Origin of the sequence: Denitratisoma sp. DHT3, assembly GCF_007833355.1 — a bacterium.
Classification (GTDB): Bacteria; Pseudomonadota; Gammaproteobacteria; order Burkholderiales; family Rhodocyclaceae; genus Denitratisoma.
In genome coordinates this window covers 1,811,371-1,825,592 of sequence record NZ_CP020914.1, presented here as the reverse complement: position 1 = coordinate 1,825,592, position 14,222 = coordinate 1,811,371, and the positions used below count along the sequence as shown (strand labels likewise).

11 protein-coding genes are annotated in these 14,222 nt (G+C 67.4%); 8 read left to right on the top strand and 3 right to left on the bottom strand.

What is annotated here, in order from left to right; all coding sequences use genetic code 11:
* Window position 1: 1 nt before the first annotated feature.
* Window positions 2-799, top strand: a complete 798-nt coding sequence (locus tag B9N43_RS08400) for a PP2C family protein-serine/threonine phosphatase (RefSeq protein ID WP_145841820.1) — start codon at window positions 2-4, stop codon at window positions 797-799.
* A 22-nt stretch (window positions 800-821) separates the two neighbouring features.
* Here the strand turns inward: B9N43_RS08400 and corA are convergent, their stop codons facing one another.
* Entirely contained in the window at window positions 822-1,886 is a 1,065-nt protein-coding gene (gene corA / locus B9N43_RS08395; protein WP_145841819.1) for a magnesium/cobalt transporter CorA, read from the bottom strand.
* A 142-nt stretch (window positions 1,887-2,028) separates the two neighbouring features.
* Here corA and B9N43_RS08390 point away from each other — a divergent pair, with 142 nt between their 5' ends.
* The 3 genes from B9N43_RS08390 to B9N43_RS08380 all read left to right on the top strand — a co-directional run bounded on the left by B9N43_RS08390 (window position 2,029) and on the right by B9N43_RS08380 (window position 7,002).
* Window positions 2,029-3,624: a Re/Si-specific NAD(P)(+) transhydrogenase subunit alpha gene (locus B9N43_RS08390; RefSeq protein ID WP_145841818.1), complete on the top strand. Its 1,596-nt coding sequence runs from the start codon at window positions 2,029-2,031 to the stop codon at window positions 3,622-3,624.
* 15 nt (window positions 3,625-3,639) lie between these two features.
* Complete coding sequence (gene pntB, locus B9N43_RS08385) at window positions 3,640-5,052, top strand: Re/Si-specific NAD(P)(+) transhydrogenase subunit beta (RefSeq protein ID WP_145841817.1); 1,413 nt, start codon at window positions 3,640-3,642, stop codon at window positions 5,050-5,052.
* A 282-nt stretch (window positions 5,053-5,334) separates the two neighbouring features.
* Window positions 5,335-7,002 carry a methyl-accepting chemotaxis protein gene (locus B9N43_RS08380; RefSeq protein WP_145841816.1) on the top strand — a complete coding sequence of 556 codons (1,668 nt, stop codon included), beginning with the start codon at window positions 5,335-5,337 and terminating at the stop codon, window positions 7,000-7,002.
* Between the two features lie 12 nt (window positions 7,003-7,014).
* Here B9N43_RS08380 and B9N43_RS08375 read toward each other — a convergent pair whose 3' ends face one another.
* Together B9N43_RS08375 and B9N43_RS17185 are read right to left on the bottom strand one after the other, a co-directional pair.
* Window positions 7,015-8,430 carry a DEAD/DEAH box helicase gene (locus B9N43_RS08375; RefSeq protein ID WP_145841815.1) on the bottom strand — a complete coding sequence of 472 codons (1,416 nt, stop codon included), beginning with the start codon at window positions 8,428-8,430 and terminating at the stop codon, window positions 7,015-7,017.
* Window positions 8,431-8,622: 192 nt separating this feature from the next.
* Entirely contained in the window at window positions 8,623-9,117 is a 495-nt protein-coding gene (locus B9N43_RS17185; protein ID WP_186454039.1) for a hypothetical protein, read from the bottom strand.
* Window positions 9,118-9,272: 155 nt separating this feature from the next.
* On the opposite strand from B9N43_RS17185, the gene B9N43_RS08365 reads away from it, so the two are divergent.
* The 4 genes from B9N43_RS08365 (at window position 9,273) to B9N43_RS08350 (ending at window position 14,174) form a co-directional block, all read left to right on the top strand.
* On the top strand, window positions 9,273-10,514 hold the full coding sequence (locus B9N43_RS08365; protein WP_186454038.1) for an extracellular solute-binding protein: 1,242 nt from the start codon (window positions 9,273-9,275) through the stop codon (window positions 10,512-10,514).
* Between the two features lie 110 nt (window positions 10,515-10,624).
* Window positions 10,625-13,246, top strand: coding sequence for an alanine--tRNA ligase (alaS, locus tag B9N43_RS08360; protein WP_145841813.1), 2,622 nt, complete (start codon window positions 10,625-10,627; stop codon window positions 13,244-13,246).
* On the top strand, window positions 13,243-13,674 hold the full coding sequence (locus tag B9N43_RS08355) for a hypothetical protein (RefSeq protein WP_222428842.1): 432 nt from the start codon (window positions 13,243-13,245) through the stop codon (window positions 13,672-13,674). Before alaS ends, B9N43_RS08355 begins: the two co-directional genes overlap by 4 nt.
* The gene (locus B9N43_RS08350; protein WP_145841812.1) at window positions 13,671-14,174 is read left to right on the top strand and encodes an NUDIX domain-containing protein; all 504 of its coding nucleotides are present in this window, start codon (window positions 13,671-13,673) and stop codon (window positions 14,172-14,174) included. Before B9N43_RS08355 ends, B9N43_RS08350 begins: the two co-directional genes overlap by 4 nt.
* Window positions 14,175-14,222 lie beyond the last annotated feature (48 nt).

The window sequence follows — 14,222 nt, the reverse complement described above, 5'->3', positions numbered from 1 at the left end:
CATGCCGCTGACCGTCGACGTCTGTTCCGCACAGCATATCGGCGATCGCGAGGAACAGCAGGATCGGGTCGCGATCCTCCCGCACCGGGAGTACAAGGGCTCGCTGCTGGCCGTGCTGGCCGACGGCATGGGCGGCCTCTCCGGCGGGGCGCTGGCGGCGGAGCAGGTGATCCACTCCGCGCGCAACAGCTACGAGCGTTTCGGCCCGGGCGGCGACCCGCGCGAGATGCTGGTCGCCGCCATCAACGACGCGCACCAGGGCATTCGCCTGACGGCCTTGACCAGCGAGCAGGAGCCCCACAGCACGGCCTGTGTGCTGGTGATGCAGCCGGGGCGGATGGATTGGGCCCATTGCGGCGACTCGCGGATCTACCATTTCCGCAACGGCGAACTGATCTCCCGTACTGTGGACCACTCGATGGTGATGCGCAAAATGGTGCTGCCGGGTTACCTGACCGAGGAGCAGGCGGAAAAGCACCCCAACAAGAACCTGCTGACGGCCTGCCTCGGCGACGAGGCGATGCCGGAGATCGATTTCGGCGAGGCGGCCCCCCTGACGAGCGGCGATTGTTTCCTGCTCTGTTCCGACGGCATCTGGGCCTGCTTCACGAGCGAGGAGCTGGGGCGGGTACTGCATACCCTGCCGCCGCGCCAGGCGGCCGAGGCGCTGATCGACGGGGCGCGGGAGCGCGCCGCCGGCCGTGGCGACAATTGCGCCCTGGCCATCGTGCGGGTCCGGGAGGCGGAGACGGAGCGCAAGGCGCCGCCGCGGGTGGGGCGGCAGCGCGCCGCGATGTAGATTCCCGGCGCGGCGCGCGCCGTCATTCCAGCCAGCGCCGCCGCCAGAACGCCACGCCCAGGACGGCGGCGATCATGACCATCATGCCCAGGGCGAGGAGAAAGCCCGCCGGATTGTCCAGCAGCGGCATGATGTGGAAGTTCATCCCGAAGATGCCCGAGATCAGCGTGGCCGGCATGAAGATGACGGCCACCACGGTGAGCGCCCGCACCTCCTGATTGAGCCGGTTGCTGACGCTCGACAGATAGAGGTCGAGCATCCCGGCGAGCAGGTCGCGGATCGCCTCCAGGGATTCGATCACATGCACCGTGTGGTCGTAGATGTCGCGCAGGTAGGGTTGGGTGGCGGGCTGGAAAAAGGGCTCGCCGGCCCGGATCAGCTGGTTCACCACTTCCCGCAGGGGCCACACCGTCCGGCGCAGGGTCAGGGTCTCCCGTTTCAGTTGATGCAGGGTCTGCAGCATATGGGCGCCGGGATGGTGCATCAACTGGTCTTCCAGGCTTTCGGTGCGGTCGGCGATCTGTTCCAGCACGGTGAAATACCGGTCCACCATGACGTCGAGCAGGGCGTAGGCCAGGTAATCGGCGCCCAGCTTGCGGATCTGGCTGCCGCTCTGCCGCAGGTGTTCGCGCACCGGGTCGAAGTTGCCGGTGGGCCGTTCCTGGAAACTGAGCACGAAGCCGCGGCCGATGATCAGGCTCACCTGTTCGGAGCCGACGCCGAGGCACTGGCTGTCATAGGTGAAGAAGCGGGCGACGAGGTAGAGATAGTCGCCATAGTCGTCGATCTTGGGGCGCTGCTCGGTGTTGAGGATGTCCTCCAGCACCAGGGGGTGCAGATTGAAGCGGCGCCCGATCTCGGCCAGCACCGCGGGTTCGTGCAGGCCGTAGACGTTGAGCCAGAGCACCGGCTGCGTCGGGGTATGGTCGCGCGATGCCGCCACCGAGTCGAAACGGATCTCGACCAGTTGCTCCGGCCCGTATTCGACCAGGGTGACGTAGGGCTGGTCGGTCTTGCGTTCGCCGACATGAATCAGTGCACCGGGCGGCAGGCCCGTTTTGGCGGACCGTGGTTTCCTCTTGGTCATGGGGTTTGCCTCGGTGGTGGGGTCGTATCGGAAAAGTCGGTAACTTTGGGTATGATTCCGGATTTGCTTGGCAAACGGGCGCTTTCCAGCGCAATTCAGCGCCAATTATGTCCTCAACACGTCATCGTTAAAAGTGAAAACAATGTCCCAGTCAATTGGTATCCCGAAAGAGATATTTCCGGGGGAGCGGCGCGTCGCGACCGTTCCCGAGGTGGTTGAAAAACTGATCAAGCTGGGGTTCTCGGTGCTTGTGGAGTCCGGTGCCGGCGCCGCCGCGAATTGCGACGACGACGCCTATCGGGCGGCCGGAGCCGAGGTCGTGCCGGGCGCCGCCGAGCTCTGGACCCGGTCCGACATCGTCTTCAAGGTGCGCGGACCGAGTCCCGATGAAGTTGGGCTGATGCGCGAGGGCGGCACGCTGGTGAGTTTCGTCTGGCCGGCCCAGAATCCCGAACTGATGCAGCAGTTGGCCGCGAAGAAGGCCACCGCGCTGGCCATCGACTCGCTGCCGCGCACGCTGAGTCGCGCGCAGAAGATGGATGCCCTGACCTCGCAGGCCGGCGTTGCCGGCTATCGCGCCGTGATCGAGGCCGCCAACGCCTTCGGCCGTTTCTTCAACGGCCAGATCACCGCCGCCGGCAAGGTGCCGCCGGCCAAGGTCTTCATCGCCGGCGCCGGCGTCGCCGGCCTGGCCGCGATCGGCACCGCCGCCGGCCTGGGCGCGATCGTGCGCGCCAACGACACCCGCGCCGAGGTGGCCGACCAGGTCGTGTCGCTGGGCGGCGAATTCGTCAAGGTCGATTACGAGGAGGAAGGCTCCGGCGGCGGCGGTTACGCCAAGGTGATGTCCGAGGGCTTCCAGCAGGCCCAGCGCGAGATGTACGCCAAGCAGGCCAGGGAAGTGGACATCATCATCACCACCGCGCTGATCCCCGGCAAGCCCGCGCCCCGGCTGATCACCGCCGAGATGGTGCAGAGCATGAAGCCCGGCAGCGTCATCGTCGACATGGCGGCCGAGCAGGGCGGCAACTGCGAACTGACCGAGCCCGGCCAGGCGGTGGTGAAGCACGGCGTGACCATCGTCGGCTACACCGATCTGCCCAGCCGTCTGTCGAAGCAGGCCAGCACGCTCTACGCCACCAACCTGTTCCGGCTGGCCGAGGAACTGTGCAAGACCAAAGACGGCGTCATCGACGTCAATATGGACGACGACGCCATCCGCGGCCTGACGGTGGTCAAGGAAGGCGGCATCACCTGGCCGCCTCTACCGCCCAAGCTTCCCGCCGCCCCCGCCGCGGCCAAGCCGGCGGCGGCAGTGGCGCCGGCGCCAGCCAAGAAGGGCCACGGCCATGGCGCCGGCGAGCTGATGGCGGGCTCCACCCTGGCCATCATGTTCGGCGTCGCGGCAGCCCTGTTCTGGCTGATCGGCGCCTACGCGCCGGCCACCTTCCTGTCCCACTTCACGGTCTTCGTGCTGGCCTGCTTCATCGGCTACATGGTGATCTGGAACGTCACGCCTTCCCTGCACACGCCGCTGATGAGCGTCACCAACGCGATCTCCAGCATCATCGCGATCGGTGCACTGGTTCAGGTGGCGCCGCCGCTCCTGGGCGGCGCGGAGGGCCGGCCCGACGACTGGATCCGCTGGCTGGCGGTGTTCGGCATCGCGCTCACCACCATCAACATGTTCGGCGGTTTCGCCGTGACCCGCCGCATGCTGGCGATGTTCCGCAAATAAGAGGAAAGACGAGCAATGTCCGAAAGCTTGACGACCGTCGCCTACATCGGCGCGACCATTCTTTTCATTCTCAGCCTGGGCGGGCTGTCCAATCCTGAAACCTCCCGCCGCGGCAACCTCTACGGCATCATCGGCATGACCATCGCGGTGCTCGCCACGGTCCTCGGCCCCCGCGTCAGCGCGGCCGGCATCCCCTGGATCGTCGGCGCCATGGTGGTGGGCGGCGGCATCGGCCTCTACGCCGCGCGCGTGGTGCAGATGACCCAGATGCCGGAACTGGTGGCCCTGATGCACAGCCTGGTGGGCCTGGCCGCCTGCCTGGTGGGCTTCGCCAGCTACATCGACACGTCGATCCAGTTCGTCGGCGCCGAGAAGGCGATCCACGAAGTCGAGATCTACATCGGCATCCTGATCGGCGCGGTGACTTTCTCCGGTTCGATCATCGCCTTCGGCAAGCTGTCCGGCAAGATCGGCGGCAAGCCCCTGCTGCTGCCGGCGCGCCACTGGCTTAACCTGACCGGCCTGCTGGTGGTGATCTGGTACGGGCGCGAGTTCCTCCATGCCGAATCGATCGACGCCGGCATGACGCCGCTGATCGTGATGACGGTGATCGCGCTCCTGTTCGGCATCCACATGGTGATGGCGATCGGCGGCGCCGACATGCCGGTGGTGGTGTCGATGCTGAACAGCTATTCGGGCTGGGCGGCCGCGGCCACCGGCTTCATGCTGTCGAACGACCTGCTGATCGTCACCGGCGCGCTGGTGGGCTCCTCCGGCGCGATCCTGTCCTACATCATGTGCCGCGCGATGAACCGCAATTTCATCAGCGTGATCGCCGGCGGCTTCGGTACCGGTGGCGGCGCCCCCGCGGCCAGCGGCGGCGGCGCGCAGCCGGCCGGCGAGGTGGTGGCGGTTTCCGCGACCGAGACCGCCGAGCTGTTGCGCGAGGCCAGGAACGTCATCATCGTTCCCGGCTACGGCATGGCGGTGGCGCAGGCGCAGCACACGGTCTTCGAGATCACTCGGCATCTGCGCGAAAAGGGCGTCAATGTGCGCTTCGGCATCCACCCGGTGGCCGGCCGCATGCCCGGCCACATGAACGTGCTGCTGGCCGAGGCCAAGGTGCCCTACGACATCGTGCTGGAGATGGACGAGATCAACGAGGACTTCCCCGAGACCGACGTGGCGATGGTGATCGGCGCCAACGACATCGTGAATCCGGCGGCCCAGGAAGACCCCAGCAGCCCCATCGCCGGCATGCCGGTGCTGGAAGTGTGGAAGGCCAAGACCTCGGTGGTGATGAAGCGCAGCATGGCCTCGGGCTATGCGGGCGTGGATAACCCGCTCTTCTACAAGGACAACAACCGCATGCTCTTCGGCGACGCCAAGAAGATGCTGGACGAGGTGCTGGTCGCCCTGTCCGTCTGAGCGGAAACCGCTTCGCAGCCGCGGCCTCGCCGCGGTCCGCCGCCGAGAACCGCCTCCCTGAGGCGGTTTTTTTCTGCCCGCTTGCGTAGCCGGATGCGGGTATTTTCCTCGATCTGCCAAATAGATCACCCGAAATGGCGGGCGTCATGATGGTGGAGCGCCCTTGCCGGCCCCCGACCCTATAATCGCCGCCGCGCGCTCCGCATCGGGTCGGACGCGTTCGCCGACAACGGCGGCCGGGAGCGATCCCTAACGACAACGAAAAATCGGGAACACAACACAATGAGCATCAAGATAAAGCTGATGGCCATGATCGCGGCGGCCATCGTCGGTCTCGTCCTGGTGGCGCTGGCCGGCATGTTTGCCGGCCGTGCGGGGGTGGCGGCGCTCACCGAGGTGGGCGGCAACCGGATGCCCTCCCTGCAGGGGCTTGGCATCCTGAACGAGGCGCGCACCGACATCTCGCGGCGGACCATGGAAGTGGGGATGTGGCACGACGAACTGGGCACCGCCAAGGGCCAGGAGGCCGTGACGTTGATTCTGATGCTGAAGCAGCAGGCGCTGGACCGCGCTGAAATGGGTGCCAAGACCTATGAGGCCGTGCCCAAGACGGCGAAGGAAATGGAGACCTGGAAGGCCTTCATGGACCAGTGGGAAACCTGGAAGAAAAGCGATGCCGATCTGACCGCGATGCTGGAGAAGATCGGTGCCAGTCAGGACCGCGGCCAGGCCAATGCCCTGTATGGCGAGTTCCGGCAGAAGTTCGATGCCCAGCTGCCGGCCTTCCGCGCGATGGAGGAGACCCTGGACAAGGTGGTCGAGCTCAACATCGCGCTCGGCGACAAGGCGATGAGGGAGGGACAGGGCAGCCTGACCCGCGCCAATATCGTCAATATCGGCGTCGGTCTGGCGGCGGTGTGCATCGTGGTGGTGCTCGGCTTGCTGGTCTCGCGCTCGGTGATCGGTCCCCTGGAGGCGATGCGCAAGGTGATCGTCGAGGTGGAGCGCAGCCACGACTTCACCCAGCGCGCCAAGGTCGGCAGCCGCGACGAAGTGGGGCAGGCGGTGGTGGCGTTCAATGGCCTGCTGGGCAAAATCCAGGAGTCGCTGCTGGACGTGCAGGATCGGATGGCGCGGATGCGCGACGAAATCGGCAGCATGGCGGTGGCCGCCGCCCAGATGGTCGAGGGCGCGGCCGGCCAGAGCTCTTCCGCCGCCCAGATGGCCGCCGCCGTGGAGCAGATCACCGCGTCCATCGCCCATGTCTCGGACAACGCCGACGGCGCCCAGGTCGTGACCCGTCGTTCCAGCGAGGTCTCCGAGGAGGGGCGCCAGGTGATCGCCGATACCGGCGAAGGCATGGGCGTCGTGGTGGATACGGTGACCCAGGCCGCGCAGGTGATCCAGGCCCTGGGCAACGAGACCGATCGCATTTCCGAGGTGGTCCAGGTGATCAAGGAAGTGGCCGACCAGACCAACCTGCTGGCCTTGAACGCGGCGATCGAGGCGGCGCGTGCCGGTGAGCAGGGCCGCGGCTTTGCCGTGGTCGCCGACGAGGTGCGGAAACTGGCGGAGCGCACCACCCAGTCCACGACCGACATCGCCACGATGATCGAACAGGTGCAACAGCAAAGCCAACAGGCGGTCTCGGAAATGCAGGCGGTGGTGGACAAGGTGCATCATGGCCGGCAGCTGGCCTTCGGCGCCGGCGAGCAGATGAGCACCATCCAGACCCTGGCGCAGCAGGTGTCGGCGGCCGTGGATGAGATTTCGACGGCGCTGCGGGAACAGTCCGCCGCCAGCCTGGAAATCGGCCGCAACGTGGAAGGCGTCGCCCAGGCGGCGGAACAGAACCATTGCGCCGCCGACCAGTTGGCCGATGGCGCGCGCCGCCTGGAGAGCCTGTCCGACGAAGTCGGCCAGGCAATGGCCCGCTACCGGGTGGTCTGACGCGCCGGGCGGCTACTGCGACTTCTTGCTGCCCATGCCGCCCAACAGGGCGGCCACCGGCCGCAGCGGCCGGCGCGGGGGGGCGGCCTCTTTCTCGGACTCGCCGTCCGCTCCCGCCGCCTTCGGCGTATAGGGCTTGCTGAAGTCGAAGCCGTCGGCGGCAACGGCCGGGAGGCGGGCGCTGGCCGACGGCAGGCGGGTCGAGGTGCGTGGGCCATGGACGCCGCGGCTGTCCCGCTCCCGCAAGTGGCCGTGGCGGCCGCGTTCCTCGTGGTCACGGACGGCGCCGAGATCGAAATCGGGCACCGCCACCTGATCGATCTTGAACTTGATCAGTTTCTCGATGTCCGCCAGGCGGGGTTTTTCCTCCGGCGCCACCAGCGAAGTGGCGTCGCCCTTCTTGCCCGCCCGGCCGGTGCGGCCGATGCGGTGCACATAATCCTCGGCGGTATGGGGCAGTTCGTAATTGATCACGTGGGGCAGGTCGTCGATGTCCAGGCCCCGCGCCGCCACGTCGGTGGCCACCAGCACCTGGGCGGTGCCGCTCTTGAAGGCCTCGAGGGCCTCGGTGCGCTGCTGCTGGCTCTTGTCGCCATGGATGGCCTCGGCCTTCACGCCCTGGCGTTCCAGCCAGCTGGCGAGACGGCTGGCGCCGAACTTGGTGCCGACGAAGACCAGCACCTGCGACAGGTTCGACGCCTGCAGCAGATGCAGCAGCAGATGGCGCTTGTGATCGCTGTTCACCAGGTGCACCCGATGGGTGATGGTTTCATTCACCGCGTTGCGCCGGGCGACCTCGATCAGCTGCGGATTCTTCAGCATCGCGTCGGCCAGCTTCTTGATCTCGTCGGAGAAGGTGGCCGAGAACAGCAGACTCTGGCGCGTCTTCGGCAGCAGCGCGAGGATGCGCTTGATGTCCGGAATGAAGCCCATGTCCAGCATCCGGTCGGCCTCGTCGAGCACCAGCACTTCGACCTGGGCGAAGCTGACGCTCTTCTGCTCGACGTGGTCGAGCAGCCGGCCCGGCGTGGCGACGATGATCTCCCGACCCTCGCGCAGTTCGGCGATCTGCGGCTTGATGTCCACGCCGCCGTAGATGCAGACCGAGCGCAGGGGCACGTACTTGCTGTAGGTCTTGACGCTGTCGTGCACCTGCATCGCCAGCTCCCGGGTCGGCGCCAGGATCAGCGCCCGCACTGGATGCCGGGCCGGCGAGGGCGAGGTGGTGGCATGGCGGGCCAGGCGTTGCAGCAGCGGCAGGGTGAAGCCCGCGGTCTTGCCGGTGCCGGTCTGGGCGCCGCCCATGACGTCCAGCCCCTGCAATACGATGGGAATGGCCTGGGCCTGAATCGGCGTGGGGGTGCTGTAGCCTGCCTCATGCACGGCACGCAGCAGTTCGGGCGACAGCCCGAGGTCTTCGAATTTCATCAATACTCCTGAACAGGCCTGCCCCTCGCGGGGTACCGGTTCAGGCAGCGACGGGATGTTGGAATGCGAGCGGAGATGCTCGCGCACGCTAACCGGCAAGGCGTGGAAAACGCCGCGATTCTACTGGAAAGCCTCGGCCTTCACACGGAATCACGGAATCGGGGAAACCGGGAGTGCCGGCGGGGCGGACTTTCAGGTGCGCGTGGGGCCCGTGGCCGCCGCGGCATTCTTGGCGGCGGGCTTGGGCGCCGGTTTTTCCGTGGGCCTGGCGCCGCCCCCGCTCCCGCCCTTTTCGTCTGCCTGGGCGCCGGCCGCGCCGGGTTTGGCTGCGCTGCCGGCATCCGCAGCGGCGGCGCCCGGCGTTTCCGCCGGCGCGGCCTCCGATGGCGTGTTGGCGCTTGCCGGAGCCGCGGCTTCCCCGCTGGGGACGACCACGGCGATGCCGTTTTCCCGCATGTAGGCGTCCATCTCGCGCCAGCCGGCATACACCGCCGCCTTGGAGGCGCGCCGATTCAGTTCGTAGCAGTCTTCCAGCGCGCGGCCGGCGTGGCGGCAGGCGCCGCCGACGGCCTTGCCGTCCGCCTCGACGCGGGCGTTGGCCTGGGCCGGGGTTTCGAGTCCCAACTGGTCGCATGCCGTCAGGGCGAGCGCAGTCAGCGGCAGAATGATGATGGCGCGGATCAGCATGATCCCCGGATTGTACGGCAGCCGGAGGGATTTCTTTAAGCCGTGGTCGTACGACATGACGGGCGGACTGGGCAGCAAGCGGTCCGGCAGGCTGCTAGACTGCGCGGCGGGAAATTGCAGTGGAGCAGGTGATGTTGCGGATTGTGTCAAAACGAATGTTCCTGGCCCTGGCCGCCGGCCTGGTGCTGATGGCGTCGGCCCAGGCTCAGGAAGTGGTGTTGCGCCACGCCCTGGAAGGCAAGGCGCTGGACGCCCTGACCGCCCTGACCCTGCGCTTCAACGACGCGCGGAAAGACAAGGCCCGGGTCGTCCTGCAGGGGCTGGCGGGTGTGGAGGACAAGCGGCATCTGCCGCAGATGGCGTTCCTGGACCCGGACGACAGCCTGGCTTTTTTCGATACCCGCCCCCGTTTTCGCCCGCTGTACGAGGTGATGAAGGAAGCCGGCGAGAAACTCGATACGCGGCGCTTCTATCCGCAGATCGCCGACGCCGAGGATGACCCGGCGGGCCGCCTCCAGTCCTTGCCGCTGGGGCTGTCGGTACCGGTGCTGTTCTGGAACAAGGCGGCATTCAGCAAGGCCGGCCTCAACCCCGAGACTCCGCCCCGGACCTGGTGGGAGGTGCAGAAGGCCGCCGGCGCCCTGTTCGACGCGGGGAGCGGCTGCCCACTGACGACTTCCAGTTTCGCCTGGGTGCATATGGAAAACCTCTTGTCCCAGCACAATGAGGCGATGCTGGTGAAACCCAACCGGATCGCCTTCAACAGCCTGATCAGCGTCAAGCACCTGGCGCTGCTCTCCAGCTGGTACAAGAGCCGCTACTTCAAGTACTACGGTCCGCGCCGGGAAGGCGACGCGCACTTCCTTTCCGGCGAATGCGGCATGCTGACCAGCCAGTCCAGCCTGTACGCCGACATCGCCCGGGAAGGCAATCTCCAGGTGGGGGTGGCGATGCTGCCCCATTACGACGATCAGTACGGCGTGCTGCCGCGCAACGTGCTGCCCGACGGTGCCGGGCTCTGGCTGCTGGCCGGCTTCAAGAAGCCGGAATACAAGGTGGCGGCGAGCTTCATCGCCTTTCTGATGCAGCCGGACAACCAGCGGACCTGGGTGCGCGCCACCGGCTATCTGCCGATGATGCCCGAGGCCATGAAGGCGCTGCGGGAGGCCGGCGTGCCGGCGGCCGTGACCGACCTGGCGGAGCGCCGCCTGTCGGCGCCCAAGATTCCTCGGGTGCGCAATGGCGGCGGCCTGGAGCGGCTGCGGGAGATCCTCGGCGAGGAAACGGAGTTCGTCTGGCGCAACGAGAAGCCCGCCAAGGAGGCGCTCGACACCGCGATGCGCCGGGCCGACGGCCTGGTGGCGGTGGAGTCCTGGTCGTCGCCGAAACGGCGCTGACGCCGCTTTTCCCCGTCGTCGCCAAGACCCGCCCGGTGCGGGTCTTTTTGCTTCTTCGGGACTATGGCTTCGCGTAAAATCGGCGTTTCACGAAATTCCCTTCCTTCGCCATGAAAAGCGCCGAGATCCGCCAGAAATTCCTCGACTTCTTCGCCTCCAAGGGCCACCAGATCGTCGCCTCCAGTTCCCTGGTTCCCCACGAGGATCCGACGCTGCTGTTCACCAACGCCGGGATGAACCAGTTCAAGGACGTCTTCCTCGGCTTCGACAAGCGCCCCTACAGCCGCGCCACCACCGCCCAGAAGTGCGTGCGCGCCGGCGGCAAGCACAACGACCTGGAGAACGTCGGCTACACGGCGCGCCACCACACCTTCTTCGAGATGCTGGGCAACTTCAGTTTCGGCGACTACTTCAAGCGCGACGCCATCGCCTACGCCTGGGAGCTCCTCACCGACGTCTTCAAGCTGCCCAAGGACCGGCTCTGGGTCACCGTCTATGCCGAGGACGACGAGGCCTACGAGCTCTGGACCCGGACGGTCGGCGTGCCGGCCGAGCGGGTGATCCGCATCGGCGACAACAAGGGCGCCCGCTACGCTTCCGACAACTTCTGGATGATGGGCGATACCGGCCCCTGCGGCCCTTGCACCGAGATCTTCTACGACCACGGCGAAGGCATTCCCGGCGGCCCCCCGGGCAGCCCGGACGAGGACGGCGACCGCTACATCGAAATCTGGAACAACGTCTTCATGCAGTTCAACCGCGACGAGGCGGGCGTCATGCACCCGCTGCCCAAGCCCTCGGTGGACACCGGCATGGGCCTGGAGCGCATCGCCGCCGTGCTGCAGCACGTGCATGCCAACTACGAGATCGACCTGTTCCAGCGCCTGATCGCCGCCGCCGCGCGGGAAACCTCGGGCGCCGACATGAACAGTCCGTCCCTCAAGGTGCTGGCCGACCATATCCGCGCCTGTTCCTTCCTGATCGCCGACGGCGTCATCCCTGGCAACGAAGGGCGCGGCTACGTCCTGCGCCGCATCATCCGCCGCGCCATCCGCCACGGCTGGAAGCTGGGCGCGCGCGCCGCCTTCTTTCATCGCATGGTGCCGGACCTGGTGGCCGAGATGGGGGCCGCCTATCCCGAACTGGCCGAGAACCAGGCGCGCGTGACGGACGTGCTGAAGCAGGAGGAGGACCGTTTCTTCGCCACCATCGAGCATGGCATGGCGATCCTGGAAGCCGAACTGGCCGACATGGAAAAGGCCGGCGCCAACCTGTTCGACGGCGAGACCGCCTTCAAGCTGCACGACACCTACGGTTTTCCGCTCGACCTGACCGCCGACATCTGCCGCGAGCGCGGCGTCAATGTCGACGGCGCCGCCTTCGACGCGGCGATGGCGCGGCAGAAGGAGCAGGCGCGGGCCGCCGGCAAGTTCAAGATGGCCGCCAACCTGGAGTACGCGGGACCGGCCACCGCCTTCCACGGCTACGAATCCCTGGAGACGCGGGGCAACGTGCTGGCCCTCTACAAGGACGGGGTGGCGGTCAATGAGCTGCGCGAGGGCGACCTGGGCGTGGTGGTGCTCGACGACACGCCCTTCTACGCCGAGTCCGGCGGCCAGGTGGGGGACCGCGGCGAGCTGCGCTCCGCGCACGGCATCTTCGCCGTCGAGGACACCCAGAAGATACAGGCCAGTGTCTTCGGCCATCACGGCGTGGTCACGACCGGCATGCTGACCGTGGGCAACGGCGTCAGCGCGCGGGTGGATGCGCAGGCGCGCGGCCGCACGATACGCAATCACTCCGCCACCCACCTGATGCACAAGGCGCTGCGCGAAGTGCTGGGCGGCCACGTGCAGCAGAAGGGCTCGCAGGTGGATCCCGACAAGACCCGCTTCGACTTCGCCCACAATGCGCCCCTCACCGACGCCGAGCTGCGCCGGGTGGAGACGCTGGTGAATGCCGAGATCCTGGCCAATGCCGCCACCCGCGCCGAGGTGATGGCGCTGGACGACGCCCAGAAGAGCGGCGCGATGATGCTGTTCGGCGAGAAGTACGGCGACGAGGTGCGGGTGCTGACCATCGGTTCCTCCAAGGAATTGTGCGGCGGCACCCACGTGGCCCGCACCGGCGACATCGGCCTGTTCAAGATCGTCGCCGAGGGCGGCGTGGCCGCCGGCGTGCGGCGGATCGAGGCGGTGACCGGCGAGGGCGCGCTGGCCCAGGTGCAGCAGCAGGCGGCGCAGTTGCAGGAGATCGTCGCCCAGGTCAAGGCCCAGCCCGGCGAGGCGGTGCAGCGCGTGGCGCAGATCCTGGAGCAGGTGAGGGGCCTGGAGAAGGAACTGGCCCGGCTCAAGTCCAAGCTGGCCGCCAGCCAGGGCGACGACCTCGCGGACCAGGCGGCGACGGTGAAGGGCGCCAGGGTGCTGGCGGCGCAGCTGGAGGGCGCCGACGTGGGCGCACTGCGCGAGACCATGGACAAGCTCAAGGACAAGCTGAAGAGCGCGGCGATCGTGCTCTCCTCGGTCGGCGACGGCAAGGTCACGCTGATCGCCGGCGTCACCGCCGACCTCACCGCCAAGGTGAAGGCCGGCGAACTGGTGAACATGGTGGCGCAGCAGGTGGGCGGCAAGGGCGGCGGCCGGCCCGACATGGCGCAGGCCGGCGGCACCCAGCCGGAGAACCTGGCGTCGGCCCTGGCTTCCGTCCAGGGCTGGGTCGAGGAACGGCTGTGACGCCACCCTGGGCGAAGCGCCTGGGCATCGCGCTGGCGGCATTGCTGCTGGCCGTGGCGGTCTATTTCGCCCTGGCCCTGAACTGGAGCTACTCCAGCGGCGAACGGGCGGGCTGGGTGCAGAAACTGTCACACAAGGGGTGGATCTGCAAGACCTGGGAAGGCGAGCTGGCGATGGTGTCGATGCCCGGCTCCGCGCCGGAGAAATTCCATTTCACCGTCCGCGCGGCGGAAGTCGTCGAGGCGATCAACCGGTCGATGGGCAAGCGGGTGGCGCTGCATTACGAGGAGAGGGTCGGTCTGCCGACTTCCTGCTTCGGCGATACCCGTCATTTCGTCATCGCCGTCACGCCGGTGGAGGAAATCCCCCTGGCGCCCGGCGTGGTGGTGCCTGCGGCGCAGCCGACCGTCCAGGAGCCGGTGCGATGAAATACTGTCCTCGCTGCGCCACGCCGTTGGCGGCGCGCGATCTGGGCGCGCGCGCGCGGCTGGCCTGTCCGGCGGCCGGATGCGGCTTCGTCCATTGGGACAACCCGCTGCCGGTGGTGGCGGCGATCATCGAATATCTGGATGGCACGGATGGCGATGGCCGCATCCTGCTCGCCCGCAACGCGGCCTGGACGATGGAGTTCTATGCCGTGATCACCGGTTTCCTGGAGCGCGACGAGTCGCCGGAAGAGGCGGTGGCGCGCGAAGTGAAGGAGGAGACCAACCTCGACACCGAGGCGGTGGCGCTGATCGGCCTCTATCCCTTCCCGCGCAAGAACGAACTGATCATCGCCTACCATGTGCGGGCCCGCGGCGAGATCGCGCTCAACGCGGAACTGGCCGCCTACAAGCTGGTGCCGCCGGCGGAACTGGTGCCCTGGGACGGCGGCACCGGCCTGGCGCTGCGCGACTGGATGAAGGGACGCGGGCTGCCCGTCTGAGCCTGCCGCCGGTCGAGCATAAAACCGGAATATCTGGCGACTTCGAGC